General features: G+C 59.1%; 15 protein-coding genes and 1 other annotated feature. Of the genes, 6 read left to right on the top strand and 9 right to left on the bottom strand.

The features are described 5' to 3' along the window. From ADN01_RS17405 to ADN01_RS17380, 6 genes are all read right to left on the bottom strand, one after another. Positions 1–1,098: a glycosyltransferase family 4 protein gene (locus tag ADN01_RS17405; protein WP_062417513.1), complete on the bottom strand. Its 1,098-nt coding sequence runs from the start codon at positions 1,096–1,098 to the stop codon at positions 1–3. Positions 1,099–1,471: 373 nt separating this feature from the next. Beyond that, complete coding sequence (locus ADN01_RS17400; RefSeq protein ID WP_062417512.1) at positions 1,472–1,888, bottom strand: hypothetical protein; 417 nt, start codon at positions 1,886–1,888, stop codon at positions 1,472–1,474. Beyond that, a complete protein-coding gene (locus ADN01_RS17395; RefSeq protein WP_062417511.1) occupies positions 1,885–2,325 on the bottom strand; it encodes a DUF3795 domain-containing protein in 441 nt (146 codons plus the stop codon). The genes ADN01_RS17400 and ADN01_RS17395 overlap by 4 nt, the downstream gene beginning before the upstream one ends. Positions 2,326–2,350: 25 nt before the next feature. Next, positions 2,351–2,938: a putative hemolysin gene (locus tag ADN01_RS17390; RefSeq protein ID WP_082142670.1), complete on the bottom strand. Its 588-nt coding sequence runs from the start codon at positions 2,936–2,938 to the stop codon at positions 2,351–2,353. Between the two features lie 16 nt (positions 2,939–2,954). Beyond that, complete coding sequence (locus tag ADN01_RS17385) at positions 2,955–3,974, bottom strand: NAD(P)-dependent alcohol dehydrogenase (protein WP_062417509.1); 1,020 nt, start codon at positions 3,972–3,974, stop codon at positions 2,955–2,957. A gap of 42 nt (positions 3,975–4,016) precedes the next feature. Next, positions 4,017–4,727: a DUF4386 domain-containing protein gene (locus tag ADN01_RS17380; protein ID WP_062417508.1), complete on the bottom strand. Its 711-nt coding sequence runs from the start codon at positions 4,725–4,727 to the stop codon at positions 4,017–4,019. 297 nt (positions 4,728–5,024) lie between these two features. On the opposite strand from ADN01_RS17380, the gene ADN01_RS17375 reads away from it, so the two are divergent. The 4 genes from ADN01_RS17375 to ADN01_RS19460 all read left to right on the top strand — a co-directional run bounded on the left by ADN01_RS17375 (position 5,025) and on the right by ADN01_RS19460 (position 9,658). Beyond that, a complete protein-coding gene (locus ADN01_RS17375; RefSeq protein ID WP_062417507.1) occupies positions 5,025–5,642 on the top strand; it encodes a CGNR zinc finger domain-containing protein in 618 nt (205 codons plus the stop codon). Between the two features lie 346 nt (positions 5,643–5,988). Continuing rightward, positions 5,989–7,635, top strand: coding sequence for a hypothetical protein (locus ADN01_RS17370; protein WP_062417506.1), 1,647 nt, complete (start codon positions 5,989–5,991; stop codon positions 7,633–7,635). A gap of 610 nt (positions 7,636–8,245) precedes the next feature. Then, complete coding sequence (locus ADN01_RS17365; RefSeq protein WP_075071322.1) at positions 8,246–9,052, top strand: TIGR02391 family protein; 807 nt, start codon at positions 8,246–8,248, stop codon at positions 9,050–9,052. Positions 9,053–9,283: 231 nt separating this feature from the next. Next, entirely contained in the window at positions 9,284–9,658 is a 375-nt protein-coding gene (locus ADN01_RS19460) for a hypothetical protein (RefSeq protein WP_147238997.1), read from the top strand. A gap of 232 nt (positions 9,659–9,890) precedes the next feature. Here the strand turns inward: ADN01_RS19460 and ADN01_RS17360 are convergent, their stop codons facing one another. From ADN01_RS17360 to ADN01_RS17350, 3 genes are read right to left on the bottom strand one after another with little or no spacing between them, the layout of a single operon-like run. Beyond that, positions 9,891–10,595, bottom strand: a complete 705-nt coding sequence (locus ADN01_RS17360) for an AIM24 family protein (protein ID WP_062417505.1) — start codon at positions 10,593–10,595, stop codon at positions 9,891–9,893. A gap of 39 nt (positions 10,596–10,634) precedes the next feature. Continuing rightward, on the bottom strand, positions 10,635–13,787 hold the full coding sequence (gene ileS / locus ADN01_RS17355) for an isoleucine--tRNA ligase (protein ID WP_062417504.1): 3,153 nt from the start codon (positions 13,785–13,787) through the stop codon (positions 10,635–10,637). Between the two features lie 37 nt (positions 13,788–13,824). Further along, positions 13,825–14,466, bottom strand: coding sequence for an O-methyltransferase (locus ADN01_RS17350; RefSeq protein ID WP_160318461.1), 642 nt, complete (start codon positions 14,464–14,466; stop codon positions 13,825–13,827). 45 nt (positions 14,467–14,511) lie between these two features. Next, positions 14,512–14,779: a binding site (T-box leader), on the bottom strand. A 133-nt stretch (positions 14,780–14,912) separates the two neighbouring features. Here ADN01_RS17350 and ADN01_RS17345 point away from each other — a divergent pair. Next, positions 14,913–16,049, top strand: coding sequence for a glycosyltransferase family 4 protein (locus tag ADN01_RS17345; RefSeq protein WP_062417502.1), 1,137 nt, complete (start codon positions 14,913–14,915; stop codon positions 16,047–16,049). Further along, positions 16,046–16,735, top strand: a complete 690-nt coding sequence (locus ADN01_RS17340; protein ID WP_062417501.1) for an FkbM family methyltransferase — start codon at positions 16,046–16,048, stop codon at positions 16,733–16,735. Before ADN01_RS17345 ends, ADN01_RS17340 begins: the two co-directional genes overlap by 4 nt. Positions 16,736–16,738 lie beyond the last annotated feature (3 nt).

The raw sequence follows: 16,738 nt of genomic DNA, 5'->3' as shown, positions 1-16,738 counted from the left end.
CTAGGCTCCCCCGCCTGCCGCCATGCTCTCGATCCACAGGCGGGCGCCGTTCATGCTGGCTTCCCAGCCCGGAAAGGTCAGGTAACGGCGGCGCGCCCCCAGGCTGAGGGTCAAGAGATGTCCGCGATCGTTAGCCAAACGCGCCAACCCCGCCGCCAGCCCCGGTGCGTCCCCCGGGGGGATCAGCAGGCCGCTGTCGCCGCTGCCGATCACCTCGCCCGCCGCGCCGTAGGTGGTGCCCACCGCGGGCAGGCCGAAGGAAAAGCCCTCCAGATACACAATCCCAAAACCCTCGTACGAAGAGGGCACCGCCAGCACCTGACTGCTGCGGTACACGGCCTTCAGCTCATCCTGATCCAGCGCCCCGTGAAAACGCACCTGCTCTTTCCACGGGCTGGCTTGCAGGGTTTTCATCAGGCTGCGCGTGTAGGCGGGCTTCATGTTCATACGCCCCACCACATCCAGCTGCCAGTTGGCGCTGGGGATGCGCCCCAGGGCGTCCAGCAGGAAATGCAGACCCTTGCGCGGGGTCAAATTGCCCACAAAGAGCACGCGCAGCGGCCCATCCTGATAACAGCGCGAAGAAATTTCGGATTCCCCCAAAGGCACGGCCCCCATCAGGCGGTCGCCGCCGGGGGTGGCCACCGCCGCCGGGCGGCGCTGACCGGTGAGGGCTTCCACCGTCTGGCGCGTGGTGCGGCTGTTAAACAGCCAGCCGTCCACCGAGCGCAGGTAAGCGCGCTCCACGGCGCGGTAGAGGGGCATCCATACCGCGGGGTGATTTTCACTGCTGCGCAGGTGGTGCACGATGGACAGCAGCGGCGGCCCGCCCAAGCGCCTAAGGTCGCGGTTCAGCCGGAACAGGGAGGGGTGGTTCATCTCGTCCTGCAGCCAGACGTCCACGCGTTTGCGCATGAGCAGGCGGCGCACCTCGCTGGAAAAATTGTCGGTCAGATGGGCCGCGTAGCCGCGCCAGGGCAGAGAGACGATCTCCACACTGTGCCCGGCGCGGGCCAGATTCTCCACCAGCATCCGGTCGTACAGATATCCGCCGGAGAGGGTGTTCAGGCTACCGTAGATCACCAATCCCACACGCATCCGCGCACCTCGTTGGCCGTGATTCCTGCTCCCCCACACGCAGGTGGATGGGTTAAGTATAGGTCAAAATCACGGGCAGCACCGCCGCTTTTACCCCTGGGTTTGATGCCCCGTTTCATCCAGTACAGAGGCGTACCCAAATTGCGCTGTGGGGTATGAACCACCAAGACGCCAAGGCGCGAAGGGCGCAATGTGGGGGCACGCCCTCGAAGTACGAGGGCACGGGCGGTTTTAGGCCCGTGCCCCATGTGCTCATTCCCACATTGTGTTTGAACCGCGAAGACGCCAAGGACACCAGGTAGGGGCGTGCGTTCGTTGAACCTGAACGCACCCTTATATTTTCAGCAGCCCCCTCTTCTAAGACACGCGCGGGCTAACCCGCAGCCGGCACCCGCAGCACTTCCAGCACCAGGGCGGCGGTGTAGGCCAGCCAAACCAGCAGGAAGGCTGCCAGCATGCCGTACTGCAGGCCGGGGTACAGGCTGCCCTGCGGGTAGACCGCCTGCATAACCACCCGCGTCAGCCACAAAATGCAGGTGGCCGCCAGCAGCACCACCACCGCGTAGCGGTTGGCGCGCCCGCCGAAGATAAACAGCAGGTTCATCACCCCAAAGAGCACCAGCGAGAGCGAGAAGAACACATTGACCGCCCGCACCGCGGTGACCAGCTCCGCCGCGCTGGGGTGGATATAGCTGTACCACTTCCACGCTCTCGGCACGAAGAAGTGCCAGATGCCAAAAGCAATCGAGGCGCTGCTGCCGAAGGTGACCAAAACTTTAACTGCGTTCATTCACCCTCGTTGGCTTGCATCTCTGCCCGGCAGCTCATCACCGCCTGCCCGCAGTGCGGGCAGGTTTCATCCCACCAGGTGTGCGGCCGCCCGCAGCCAGGGCAGCGCCAACACCCAGCCTGCTCCTCCAGCCAGCGCGTCAGGCCGCCGCGCTGAATCGTTTCCAGGTTCAGCAGCACCCCGCGCTGGTTGAGCCAGGTGGTATCCGCGGCGAACTTCGCCATCAACGCGCAGCCGCGCAGCTCGCCGCATTCGCCGCAAAAAGCGATCCCCTTTTCCACGGCGCAGGCCTTCAGCGCACAGTCGGCGCAGTACCCGGCGTTCAGCTCGCTCTTGCAGCCCAGGCAGCGCTGTTCCCCCTCCCCCGCCAGGGTTTGCTGCAAAACTGGGCAGGCCCCACAGTACAGCCCGCAGTAAGCGTGCAATATCGCTTCCATCGTTTTACCTCCCAAAAGTGAGGAGTTATTCTTCAACTTCAATGCGCTCTACCTGGATCTGCGAGCCGTTGGTGTCGGGCACGTTGCTGAACAGCCAGCCGTACAGGTGAACGATCTTGCCGCTGCCGCGCAGCTCCTCGATCTGCGTCTTGATCGCCGGGTCGCTGGCGTCAATACCGTACAGGATCACCTGGCCGAGGTCCTGGCGCTCAAAGACATCGTCAAACTGCGCGCCGGGCGGGTTGGCGGTGATGGTTCCCCACCAGTCGCTGACCGCTTCAGAGGTGCCCGGCGGGATGGCCCCGCCCGCGCCGTCACTGGGGGCAGCGGTCGGCGCGTCATTCGGTTCAGGGGACGCGGTGGGCGTTGCGGCGCCCGGCCCGCACTCCCCGCGGAAATAGGCCCACTCATCACAGCGGCTGCCGTCGGGGAAGATGCACACCCCACTCTGGCTGCCGTCTTCGGCCGTGCCTATCTCCAGGGTGTTGCCCTGTTCCCGGCAATAGACCGAGGCCGGGTTGGCCAGGTTGGTTTCAGGCGGCGGGGCGGCGCAGGCCGCCAGCGCCAGCACGAACGAGAGCATCCAGCAAGTGACCCATCGTTTTGTCTTCATGCAGCACCGCCTCGCTCTAGGCTGCCCCCGAAGGGGCAGCCTGGGGAAGGGTCAGGACCACAGCGCCTTTCTTCTGCCCGCTCTCGGCGTAGCGGTGCGCTTCGGCGGCCTGCTCCAGGGTAAAGCGCCGGTCCAGGCCCACTTTGAGCTTACCGGCGGCGATCAGGTCGCGCACGGCGTTCAGGGTCTCCTGATTTTCCGGCACCAGCTTACAGATCACCCGCTGACCGCTGCTGCGGCGCGTGCGCAGCATCTCCAGCAGCTCCCGCTGTTTGAAGCTGGCATACAGCAGCACACCCTTCGGCGTTAGCGCGCCCCTGAATTTGGCCGGGGAGCCTTTGCGCAGGATATCCAGGATCAGATCGTACCGCTGACCGCGTTGGGTAAAATCCTCGCGGGTGTAATCCACCACATGATCCGCGCCCAGCGCCCGCACGGCTTCCATGCGCCCTGTGCTGCATACGCCGGTGACCACCGCTCCGCGCAGTTTGGCCAGCTGCACCGCCGCCGAGCCAATTGCCCCGCTGGCGCCGTTGATCAGCACCTGATCGCCCGGTTGGATCTCCACCAGCTTCAGCAGGTTGTAAGCCATGATCGCCCCGTAGGGGATCGCCGCAGCTTCTTCAAAGCTCAAATGGTCAGGCTTCAGCGCCACCGCGCCGTTTTCGGGCAGGCACAGGAATTCGGCATAGGCGCCAAAGGTGCTGCCGACATAGCCAAAGACCGCGTCGCCGGGCTTGAATTTCGTCACCTGCGCGCCCACTTCCGCCACCACCCCCGAAAATTCGCTGCCCAGCACCTGGGCGCGCGGCCGGTTCCAGCCCATCATCACCCGCGCCGCCAGCCACAGCATCCCGATCATGTTGAACCGGCTGGGTGTGACAGCCTTAAAATTGCGCGCCATCAAGTCTCCAAAGTTGACGCTGGTGGCGCGCACGCGCACCAGGATCTCATTTTCTTTGACGGCCGGCTTCTCGATCTCCGCCGTGTGCAGCACGTCGGGCGTGCCGTATTCGGTATACACAACTGCTTTCATTCTTGCTCCTTTTGACTCCATATCCGTTTCTTTTTTCGCCGCCTATGCGGCCGCCGCGGCGCGTTTTTCCCACCCCGCAGCGTTCACGCCCTTGATCAGCAGCCACAGGGTCAGCGCCACTTCCGCCAAAAAACTGACCGCAAAAAAGCCGTAGCTCATGCTCAGGGTGTAATTCGGCACCAGGAAAGATTGCAGGAACCACCCTATCACCGCGAAGCAGTCTGCCATCAAGAGCACCCCCAGCGCGCGGGGCAGATAGCCGGATTTATAGATGAGGTACCCCAGCGGCAGAGTCCAGGCGGCGTAAAACAACTGCGCGCTGCCGAAGAGCATGTCGCGCAGCTTGATCCAGAACAGGGCCAGGCCGGTGAGCTGCCCGGCGGAGAAATCCGTCAAATAAGCCGCCTGATGCACAAAGGGGAACACCGCGAACAGGCACACCGCGCTGACCGTCACCACCGCGCCGCCCACCAGGTTCAAGACCAGGAAAGACAGGCTGAGGTGCTTGCCCACCGGCCGCAGCAGCGCGTAGAGCGCCAGCGCGGTCAGGATGAAGAGCAGAGAAGAAACCAGCTCCAACACCACCCCCAGGCGGAATTGAGCTTCGTGCGCCAGGATATTCGCTGCCGTCTGTGCCGCGTCGCCAGGAACGATGATGGCGCTGCGGCCCAAGGCATTGGCCAGCACCGTCACCAGGATATAGATCAGGTACAGACCCCCGGCCAGACGGGCGGTTTTTTGCATCACTTTCATTTCAATCTCCTTCACAGAACAGAAAAATTTGGTTAGCGAGCCGCGCAAGGGCTGGTCTGCCCGGCGGTCCGTCTTTCCACCGGTCTCGTACGGCAGAGTGAAAACACATCCGCGTATAGGAACATCCGCGCCGCAAGTTTGCAGCGGATCTGCGCCTTGGTTACAGAGTTGCCTATTTGATTGTCGCGTTACGGATAAAGAGGAATTCTAACCTGTATTTTTGTTTTACTAGTTAGTATCATACGCCGCATTTTCTAACTTGTCAAGGGTTGAATATAGGTTATAATTAGAGTCACCATGGCCGATATCTACGACTTCATCCCCCGCGAGCTGATGATCCTCGATTTTGCCAACAGCAAGATCACCCGGGCGGCAGCGCCCCATGACCTCTTCACCGAGTATCCCTACGTGGTGCACTGGCTGCGCCACCTGGACGTGCTGAATGACGAGCAGGCCAGCAGCCTGCTGAAGGCCGCCGAAGAGCACCCAGACCGGGCGCAAGCCGCGCTGGAACAGATCAATGACCTGCGCGATGCTTGTTTTGGCCTGTTCACCGCCGCGGCGCGCAAACAGCCCCTGGGTGCGGAGCACCTGGCGGTGCTGAACCGCCACTTGCAGGAGGCCCTTGGGCAGCGCCGGCTGGCCGCCGCCGAGCCCGAAGGCGCGCGCTGGGAATGGGATCTGCCCGCCGCTTCGCTGGACTGGATGCGCTATCCGCTGGCCCTGGCTGCCGCGGAATTGCTGACCTCAGACCAGGCGGGGCGCATCCGCGAATGTGACGGCTGCTACTGGCTGTTCCTGGATACCAGCCGCAACGGCAAGCGCCGCTGGTGCAATATGAAGATCTGCGGCAACCGCGAAAAGGCCCGCCGTCACTACGAACGCACCCGTAAAAAGCCGGCCGCGGAGCAGTAAGGGAGAAGCAATCTGCGCGCCAAGGGTGCAGAGCTGTGGGGCATTAAACCGCGGAGGCGCCAAGGACGCAAAGATGGGTAGGGTTCGTTCACCTTCGTCTCGCGTCCTTCGTCCCTTAGCGGTGAAAAATCCATGCCTTTGAACGGTGGATACGCCTGGTAGGGTCACGCCCTCGAACTGCGAGGGCACTGACACAGGGTTGACCGTCCCGCTTGCCACGATTGGCTTCTTGGCTGTACAATTCACCCAGACTCGCTCACAAGAGTAATCGTTTGTTGTGCCTGATCTTCCAATTCACCTCTAACGTTTTCTCAGAGAACTTCGTTCAAATTGGAACGAAATCCTAATGAACCCATTCCAACGACTTTCTAAGAGTGTTCTGGTCACCATTGCTTTTTTAGTCCTCGTCCCTGTGATTGCTCATTGGACATTTTCATCGCTTGGTTTTAATCCGACCGATGACGGCTTCAACCTGGCGTACTCGAGACGCATTCTAGAAGGTCAGGTCCCACATCGTGATTTTATTATCATTCGTCCGTTTTTATCGCCGCTTCTGCACGTGCCGTTTGTTCTTTGGGGTGGAGATTTCACTTATTGGATCTCCAGATTCTTTGTATGGTTTCAGCTGGCTTGCATCGTTTGGATTTGGGTTTCACTGATCGAAAAAGGACTCAAGCAAACGCTTGGGCTTGTAGAAAAGATTTGTATAGCACTCATTGCTTTTGCTGCTTCGGCCCACACGTTCCCAATTATGGCCTGGCATACAATCGATGGTCTATTTCTGTTGTCCATCGGGCTTCTTCTCTGTGACACGGACAAGCCCACCCATAAGCTCATCGGATACTTCCTCATCAGTACAGCTTACTTGTGTAAGCAGAGCTTTATTTTTGGGGCTCCCCTGACCTTGCTGGTGTTAAGAGACTGGCGGAGCATCAAGTACTGGCTAGCTATTCTATTCCCAGGGCTTCTATATGTTTTTTTCCTGCTTTTTACAAATGCACTTCCAGATGCCATTGCACAATTAACCTCTCAGAAAGGGTTCCTCTCCGTTGGATTAATAGCTTACCTCAATCGTGAGCTGCTGCTGGGGGTACTTGCGGGTTACTTCGCAGCGTATCTCATTGCAGCAAACACCTCATCGATCGTACTGTTCAGCAAAGATACCAAAAAATGGCTTGGTTTGTTATTGCTGTCACTGCTTCCGCTATTGGGGATCACAATGACCTTTGTCATTGGAAAAGGCTTTCTTTCCTGGTCTTTTGGCCTTTTCGGGCTGGTATTGGGCATTGTTGGATACCCGTTAAGAGAGATCACAAGACAACGTCCTGACAAATTTCGTATTGGATTGCTAGTGTTAATCACTGCGTGGAATGCTTCTTTATCCATTGGCTACAATTTTCCCGCCCTTTTTTCAGGTCCGTTGTTGGCCTGGTTACTTATGTATACCTACATCGAGATTCTCCGAATAGTCAGCAAGAAAGTTTACATCGGGGCGCTGGTCATTCTCACAGTAGTATTCCTACAGTCGTTTTGGTGGGTAAGAATGAATAACATCTACCGAGAGCAGGCCGCTCCAAACTTAGCAAGCGCATTGGACGGAACGCTTGATGGTGGTAAATGGATCAGGACGAATCAAAACACGTATGAATTCCTGGTGGATCTGAAAAATTCAGCCGCCATTGCAAATAGCCTCGGGAAAACCTATGCAATTATTCCAGATTGCCCTGGCTATTGGGTGAAATCCGAAATGGTTAATCCCCTTCCGATTGATTGGCCGCAAGGCACAGAATTAAACACACAAGAACTGGTCAATCGTGTAACCCAAAAGATGGAGGACATTCGGGATACCAATGTCATCATTGTTCAAAAGTATGAAGCCAATGCCTTAGCAGATGGATTTGTGCCACTGAGTGATTCGTATACGGTGGTGGCGTATGTCCGTGAGCATTTCACAAAGGTGGAAGAAACCAAATTCTTTGAAATCTACAGATAGACCAGCCCTTATTCTGACAGAACAGAACATACATCATGAACATGCGTCAGCCAAATTGGGTGTGTTTGGGTTCGTTAAACGCACCGGACAATCCTGCGCCGCCCATATCATCGTAAGGTAGGGGCACGCCCTCGCACTTGGAGGGTGTACCCTCGGGCTTGGAGGGCACGCCCCCTCAGCACGGGGGTGTACCCTCGTACTTTGAGGGTGTACCCTCGCACTTGGAGGGCACGCCGCCTCAGCACGGGGGCACGGGCAAACCGCGCCCGTGCCCGTACATGGGCTCCCCGCTTCATCCAACACAGCGGACGGCCCTCGCCCGCGCATGTCATTGCGAGCCGCGCAGCGGCGTGCCCTCGTACTTTGAGGACGAAGCAATCTGCACGCCGAGAAGTGCTTTGGGCTAGAGGGGAAATCAACCGGTACTGGGTGCTTGACTTTCCTAAGCGGGGGGTATATTTTTAAGTCAGCAGCATCCTGATGGCTTGAGATAACCAGGCATAACCGCAGGATCACAGCCTTCTTTTGCGGGCTAACTGGTAAAAATGCCGCATATCAGGAGTCCGGTTAATTATTAGTTGGGCGCTGGCGCTAAAAAGACAAAATAAAAATGGCATCTATTCCATCCTTTGACGAAACAGTTCTTCACGCTATCTGTAATGTTTTGGCTGATACTGCCGAAGGATTAACAGGAGGTGAAATTGGGCAACTTTTACAAGAAAGTAATATTGAGGACCCATTGCCTGGATTCACGAAAAGAGAAAGACTTTTTGAAGCCTTGAATCAGAAGCAAAAGCAAGATAGATGTGCAAATAATGTTGTTGCCTTCATTCATAAGTCAATGAATCCTGTCCGCTACATACAAAAACCTCACGTTTTTGAAAATCGACGTTTTGAACTAAATAAGGCTTTAGCATTTGCAGGTTTAGTTTTGGGCGAAAATGGAAAACTTCGAGAAATAACTACCGCTCAAACATTGTCGGAAGCGCAAGAACGAGCAGGCAAATTATATAAACAGTTGCTTGCTAGAAATACTCACAGCGACATTTTGGTATTTTGTCGAGCCGAATTACTCCAAGACAATTATTTTCATGCAGTATTTGAAGCAACCAAAAGCATCGCAGATAAAATTCGTGAAAAATCGGGATTGTCAAATGATGGTGCAAGATTGGTAGATGACGCATTTGGTGGAGAATTACCATTACTGGCTTTTAGCCCATTGCAAACTGAAACAGAGAGAAGCGAACATACTGGTTTTATGAATTTACTAAAAGGCATATTCGGTACTTTTAGAAACACATTGGCGCACACGCCTAAAATCAAGTGGAATATAAATGAGCAAGATGCAATAGATATGTTAACCTTTGCATCTTACCTACATCGAAAACTTGATAGTTGTGTTCGTACAAGAAAGTAACTTACAGTAAAATGCGTCCAACAAAGCGTGCAGCGGACGGCGGGGATTCTGCGCCACTTCAGGCAGTTTCCACGCTCAAAAAGAATCCTGCTCCCAAGCAGAATCCACGCTCGCCCCGCCGCCGCTAACGTCAGCCGTTGGCTTGCTCCTTGCAGGATAAGGAATGTTCAATTTTCAATATACTGACATAAAGCATATTAAGTAATTTTTCTCACCGAAAGGACAAACCAGATGGAAATATTCAGTATGATTCGCGGACATTTTGCGCTCTTGATAAACACACCTATGACGACCCCCGCACAAGGCAAAGAATTTTGCATTGACAGCGTCAGTACAAAAGAAGGTGATTGGCAAATAGTGCTAAATATCAGCACGCGCAAGCAAGCCAAAGTTTATATTTCCGACATTTTGCGCGTCTATACTTTCATTGTCTCCTGTAATCGCCCATTGACTCAAGCGGACATAGATGCTTTTGTGAAATCTAGTTGCCTTTCAAAAGCAATTACTTCATATGTTATTCCCCTTATCGCAACTTTTTCAGATATTGAAGTAGTCAAAGAACCAAAATTGACAATACGGTTTATTCCTTTAAGAGAAACATTGTAAAGGTTTCCAGCTTTAAGCCACGCCTATTCGATTTGAGTAAATTAATTCAATAATTGCGGTTTTTCTACCCAAAAAACTAAAAAGTATTTTGTGGCAGAGCACCTTTCAAGTAAAAAGCAAGCCAACACCGCGTCCACCGGACAAGTGTAAACTCTGCCCTCCCCCCTTAAAACCCACGGAGCCTGCGTCCCCTTCGCGCAGGCCCCGTGCATCTTACGCTCAAACCGCGCCGCTAGGCGCCCGCCGAAGAGTTCGCTTGCATCACCGTCTCTTCGTACGGCTGCAGCATCACCCAGCCCTGCCCCTCAAACTTGAGCTGGATCGATTCCCCGCTGCCCCGCCCCAAAAAGGTCTTGAAAGACAGATCTGTGTGAAGGTCCGGGTTCAAATTGCCCGACCAGGCCACCGTGGCGTTGGGATCGGTGAACACCGGCTGCCCCGGCAGCACTTCCAGCGCCAGCGGGTCAAAATGCGAGGTGATCGCCACCATGCCCGTCCCCGACAGGCGCACATTAAACAGCCCGCCCGCCAGCATGCCCGCCACGCGGCGCATCATGGTGATGTCCCACTGCACGCCGTCCTGAAAGGCCAGCAGATCGTTGCCGTTGACCGTGATCGCATCGTTGTTGAGCTGCAGCACCTGCACCTTCTTGCCCTTATCCGCCAGGTACACGCGCCCCTGGCCCTCGGCCTTCATCAGCGCCGTGCCCTCACCGGTGACCATTTTCTTGAGCATTTTTTCCAGGCCCTGCTCCAGCATCCCCTCGCGGGTGAACTTGACCCGCCCGGTATAGGCCACCATCGCGCCCACCTTGGCCCACACCCGCCCGTTCAAATTCACTTCCAGCAGGTAAGGGTTTTCACACTCAAACAAGGCGTTGGCCGCGTTGTTCTGCGCCTTCGAACGGACAAAATCCTGAACCGAAATCGCGCACATACAATCTCCTCTTTCTGAAATCCGGTCGTTTCCCCGGCCTCAAGCCGCTTTTTGCAGGGTGGCGCGGAAGGTCTCGCCGTCAAAGCTGTCTTCCACCAGCGGCAGCCCTTCGTCCAGCGTCCCCGCGCTCATCTCCACCGCCAGGGTTTCGCCCATGATGTACGGCCGGAAGGCGGCGACGGCCGCCTCCAGCCCCGCCGAGGCCTGGAACACCACGCGGATGCGGTCGGCGATATCCAGCTCGGCCGACTTGCGCAGATCCTGCAGGCGGCGCACCACTTCGCGCGCCAGGCCTTCCTGCACCAGTTCCGGCGTCAGCTCGGTCACCAGGGCCGCCAGGTATGCCCCTTCGGAGGCCACCGCAAAACCGCTGCGGGCGTTGGCGCGCACTTCCACTTCCTCCGGCAAAATTTCCAGCGTCTCCCCCTCCACCGCAACCGCCACGGGCTGCCCCGCCAGCAGGGTCTTGGCCGCTGCCTCGGCGGGCAAAGCCAGCACAGCCTTGCGGATGGCGGGGAAGCGGCTGCCGTACTTCTGTCCCAATTGCTTGGGCAGCGGGTTCAAGGCGTAGTCCACCGCCTCACCGGCCGCATCCAGGGCGCGCACCTGCTTCACGTTCAGTTCATCCGCCAGCAGATCCGCGTACCCGGCCAGCACCCCGCGTTCCTCCGCCGACCCCACCGAGAAAGCCGCCTCGGCCAGGGGCTGGCGCACTTTGCGGTTGGCTTTGTTGCGGGCGGCGTGGCCCAGCGAGGCCAGGCGCATCACCAAGGACATATCGCGGTTGAGTTTCTCATCCATCACCTCCGCGTCAAACACCGGCCACTGCGCCAGGTGCACCGAAAGGGCCGCGTTCTCATCCACCGACCGCACCAGATTCTGGTGCAGCTCTTCGGCGATGAAGGGCATGGTGGGGGCCAGCAGCTTACTGAGGGTGGTCAGCGCCTCGTACAGGGTGGCGTAGGCCGCCTGCTTATCGGCATCGGCGCCGCTCTTCCAGAAGCGGCGGCGCGAACGGCGCAGATACCAGTTGGAAAGCTGATCCACAAAGGTCTCAATCGGCCGGGTGGCGCCCAGCACGTCGTAGGTCTCCAGGGCCTGGGTCACATCCCGCACCAGGGTGTGCAGGGCCGACCGCAGCCAGCGGTCCAGCGGGCTGTACACCGGCGCAGCGCCCTCACCCGGCTTCCACCCGTCCAGATTGGCGTAGGTGACGAAGAAGGAATAGGTGTTCCACAGCGTCAGGGTGAAGTTGCGCACCACCTCGGCCACCAGGTCCTTGCTGAAGCGGCGCTCCTGTCCGGGCGGGCTGGCCGTGTACAGATACCAGCGCATGGCGTCCGCCCCGTTATCTTCCAGCACCTCCCACGGGCTGACGATATTGCCGCGGGATTTAGACATCTTGTAGCCGTCCTTGTCCAGGATCAGCCCCAGGCAGATGACGTTCTTATAGCACTCCTGATCGAACAGCAAAGTGCTGATGGCGTGCAGCGAATAGAACCAGCCGCGGGTTTGATCCACCGCCTCGCAGATGAAATCGGCGGGGAAATATTTTTTGAATTCTTCCTGATGCTCGTAGGGGTAATGCCACTGCGAGACCGGCATGGAGCCCGAATCGAACCACACGTCAATCAATTCCGGCACGCGCTGCATCGAGCCGCCGCAGTCCGGGCAGTGCAGGCGCACGTCGTCCACATGCGGGCGGTGCAGATCCAGCCCCGAAAGGTCCTTGTGGGCCAGCTCCGAAAGCTCCTTCAGCGAGCCCACGCAGGTCTGCGTGTGGCAGGATTCACATTCCCACACCGGCAGGGGCGTGCCCCAATAGCGGTTGCGGCCCAAGGCCCAGTCCACATTGTTGGCCAGCCAGTTGCCAAAGCGCCCGTTCTTGATGTGTCCCGGATACCAGTTGATGCGCTCGTTCAGTTCCACCAGGCGGTCTTTAAACTGGCTGGTGCGGATGTACCAGGTGGGCAAAGCGTAATACAGCAGCGGCGTGGTGCAGCGCCAGCAGAAGGGGTAGGTGTGGGTGTAGGTCTCCACGCGGAACAGCAGCCCGCGGGCTTCCAGGTCCTGGGTGATGAAGGGATCGGCGTCCTTAACGAACTTGCCCGCCCAGGGGCGCACCTCGCTCAGGAAGGTGCCGTCCCCGGCCACCGTCATCAGGATGGGCAGATCGGCGTCCATCGCCACCTGCATATCGTCCGCGCCAAAGGCCGGGGCAATATGCACCAGGCCCGAACCGTCTTCGGTGGTGACGAAATCGCCGTTGATCACAAAGTGCGCCGGCTTTTCGGTGGGCATAAAGGTGAACAGCGGCTGGTAGCGCTTGCCCTTGAGCTGCTTGCCCTTCATGCGCTCCACCACCGTCACCGGCTCTTCGCCAAACACCTTGGCCACCAGCGCCTCCGCCAGGATCAGGCGCTCCGTACCGCCTTCGGCCAGGGCGCGCTCCACCACCACATATTCCACATCCGCCCCCGCCGCCACAGCCACATTGGCCGGCAGAGTCCAGGGGGTGGTGGTCCACACCAGCAGGGAGGTGCCCGGCTGATCCACCAGCGGCATGCGCACAAAGATGGACGGGTCGCTGGTTTCGCGGTAGCCCAGGGCCACCTCGTGATCTGAGAGCGGCGTGCCGCAGCGCGGGCAGTAAGGAACCACCTTAAAGCCCTGATACAGCAGGCCCTTATCCCAGAAATTCTTGAGAATCCACCAGGTCGACTCGATGTATTCGTTCTTGTAGGTGACGTAGGCGGTCTCCAGGTCTACCCAATAGCCGATGCGGTCGGTCAGGCGTTCCCATTCCTGAATGTAGGTGAAAGCCGACTCGCGGCACAGCTGGTTAAACTGGGCGATGCCGTAATTTTCGATCTGCTGTTTGTTGGTGAAGCCCAGCTTCTTCTCCACCTCAATTTCCACCGGCAGGCCGTGGGTATCCCAGCCCCCGCGCCGCGACACGTGATAGCCGCGCATGGTCTTGTAGCGTGGGAAGATGTCCTTAAAGGCCCGCGCCAGCACATGGTGCACGCCCGGCTTACCGTTGGCGGTCGGCGGCCCCTCAAAGAACACGTATTCAGGCCCGCCCTGGCGTTCGCGCATGGAACGGTGGAAGATATCCTCCTGGGTCCAAAAATTCAGCACCCCTTCTTCCATCTGAGTCACATTTAACTTGGCTGAAACCGGTTTAAACATCGTTCACCTCATCCCAAAAAAGATCGAAAAATCCAGCTTAGCAAGGCACAAAGAACAAAGCCGTGGCAAACACGCCGTTGCAGGTCCACACCCGCCGCCAGCCGGAGACCGCCTCCAAAAATTGGCCCCAGCCCGCGTTTTCCGGCCCCTGCTGGGGACGGCGCGCGTTGGGCGTGCGCACCTGGCTGGGCAGGTAAATATCGGCGTTATCCACCACCAAAAGCCCCCCCGGGCGCATCTTGGGCAGCACCGCGTTGGCGCATTCATCCCGCAGCCGCCCATCCACCAGCGCAAAATCCAGGCTGGCGGGGGCAAAACGTTCAACAACGCGCACGTAATCCGGCGCGGCGCTGGGGTCGCTGCGCGCTTCCAGCGGGATGTGTATGTAATCCACGTTGCTCACCCCGGCCGCGGCCAGCATCTGACGCACGCGCTCCGACCAGGCCAGATCATGCTCCACGCTGGTCAGGTGCCCCAGATGGCGGGCAAACCACAGGGTGGAGCGGCCCGACCCAAACTCCAGGCCGGTATCGCTGGGGCGCAAATAGCCTTCCAAAAAGCGCACAGCCTCCGCCGTCAGCCAGGGGTGGTCGGGGTGGGCGCGCTGATCGCGCTTCTCGGCCAGGCGGCTGAAGATGTAATGCGGGGTCCAATGACGTATGGAGCGCAAACCTGCCAAAACAACCTCCAAACCCTCAGGGTTAAAATAAAAACTTCCATCCCACACAGGGACGGAAGACAATCCGCGGTACCACCCTGATTCTGGCAGGCAAGCTGCCAGCACCTTTGCCCGGTGCGCGCGCCCAAAGGCGGTGAACACCAGCGCCGCGGCTAACGGGGGGCGAACCCGGCTTCCCTACTGACCCGGCCAAGGGGGGTTCAGGTCGCAGCTCCGGAAGGATTTTCAGCCCCGCGCGCCGCCCCGGCTCACACCTTTCCCGGGTTCGCTGTCAGCCTGCTGTGGGCTTACTCGTTTCCATCATCGCTTTTTTTACACGAAACTGCCTCGATACTACCATATTTTGCCAGAGGGGTCAATCACCCAGTTGGCCAGGCTTTCCTCTCCAGCCCAGCCCCGAACAGGTATGGTACAATCAGCCCAAGACCGCCCGTGGAGCCGCTATTTTGAAAATTGCCGCAATCGCCACCTCCCTTGTCCCCTCCAGCACCGCCAACAGCATCCAGGTGATGAAAGCCTGCCAGGCGCTGGCCCAGGCCGGGCATGAGGTGTGCCTGTGGGTTCCTGGACGCACCGCCGCCCCCTGGGAAGCCCTGGCGGAGCGCTACGGGCTGGAAACGCGCTTCGATGTGCGCTGGGTTCCCGCCCCGCTGGTCTTCCGCCGCTATGATTTCACCCTGCGCGCTCTGCTGCAGGCCCGCGCCTGGGGCGCCCAGGCCCTCTACACTTGGGCCTTGCAGGCCGCCCTGCCCGGGCTGTGGCTGGGCTGGCCCACCCTGGTGGAGCTGCACGGCCCGCCCACCGGCAAGCTGGGGCCGCGCCTCTTCCGCGGGTTCATGCGCAGCCGCAAGCCCAAACGCCTGCTGCTCATCACCCAGGCCCTGCGCCAGGAGCTGGAAGCCGCCTACGGCCTGCCGCTGCACGGCAGCGAAGTGCAGATTGCCCCCAACGCCGCCGACCGCGCCCAATACGCTCAATTGCCAGATGCCCCCACCGCCCGCGCCCAACTGGGGCTGCCCCAGGGCCTCACCGTGGGCTACACCGGCCATTTTTACGCCGGGCGCGGCATGAACCTGCTCTTCGAGCTGGCGCGGCGCTTTCCGCAGGTGAACTTCTTGTGGGTGGGCGGCAACCCGCGGGATGTGGACGCCTGGCGCGAGCGCCTCAGCGCCGCCCAACTGAGCCACGTGACCCTCACCGGCTTCGTCCCCCAGCGCGCTTTGCCCCTCTACCAGGCCGCCGCGGATATCCTCCTCATGCCCTATGAACGCAAGATCGCGGGCAGCAGCGGCGGCGATTCCGCCAGCATCTGCTCCCCCATGAAAATGTTTGATTACCTCGCCGCCGGACGCGCCATCCTCACCAGCGACCTGCCCGTGCTGCACGAAGTCCTCAATCCGCACAACGCCGTGTTCTGCCCGCCCGAAGATGTGGACGGATGGGCGGCAGCTCTGGGCGCGCTGATCGAAGACCCGCAGCGCATCGCCGCCCTCAGCCGTCAGGCCCGCGCCGATTCTGAACCGTACACCTGGCTGGCGCGCGCCCAGCGCGCCCTGGCGGGTCTGCCCCTGGAGGGAAAATGAAGTCTTTTTTCACCCGCGCCCTGCGCCGTCTGCGCCGCACCTGGAAGATCTTTTGGCGCAAGCTGCAAGCCCAACGCCTGGGGCTGCGCTTCTCACCCCCCAATTACATCTACTTCCCGCGCTTTTCAGAGCAAAGCGTGATCATTGACGCGGGCTGCGGCTTTGAAGCCGAATTTTCCCGCCACCTGATCAACGTCTTTGGGGTGCGCGCCTTCGGCATTGACCCCACCCTCAAGCACCGCGCCCCCCTGCACACCCTGGAACAGCAGACCAACGGACGCTTCACCCACCTGCCCCTGGCCGTCACCGCCGCCGCCGGAACGATCACTTTCTACGAAAGCGAGCATTTCGAAAGCGGCTCCATTCACACCGACCACACCAACGTGCGCCGCGATTCCACCCTGCAGTATGATGTGGAAACCCTGCCCATCTCGGCCCTGGCCGGGCGCGTGGGCGCGGAGCGGGTGGAGTATCTGAAGCTGGACCTGGAAGGGGCCGAATTTGAGGTCATCGCCCAATTAGACGTGCGCGATCTGGCCCCCTTTGACCAAATTTTCATCGAGTTTCACCATCACGCCGTGCCGCATTACAGCATTGAAGACACGCGCCGCGCCGTGGAAAAGATCCGCGCTGCCGGCTACCGCGTCTTCTCGCTGGACGATCACAACTACCTCTTCTACCATTAGCGC

The organism is Levilinea saccharolytica (assembly GCF_001306035.1).
In the GTDB taxonomy this organism is placed as follows: Bacteria; Chloroflexota; Anaerolineae; order Anaerolineales; family Anaerolineaceae; genus Levilinea; species Levilinea saccharolytica.
The sequence above is the reverse complement of the archived record's forward strand: the minus strand, read 5'-3'. Positions and strand labels throughout refer to the sequence as shown.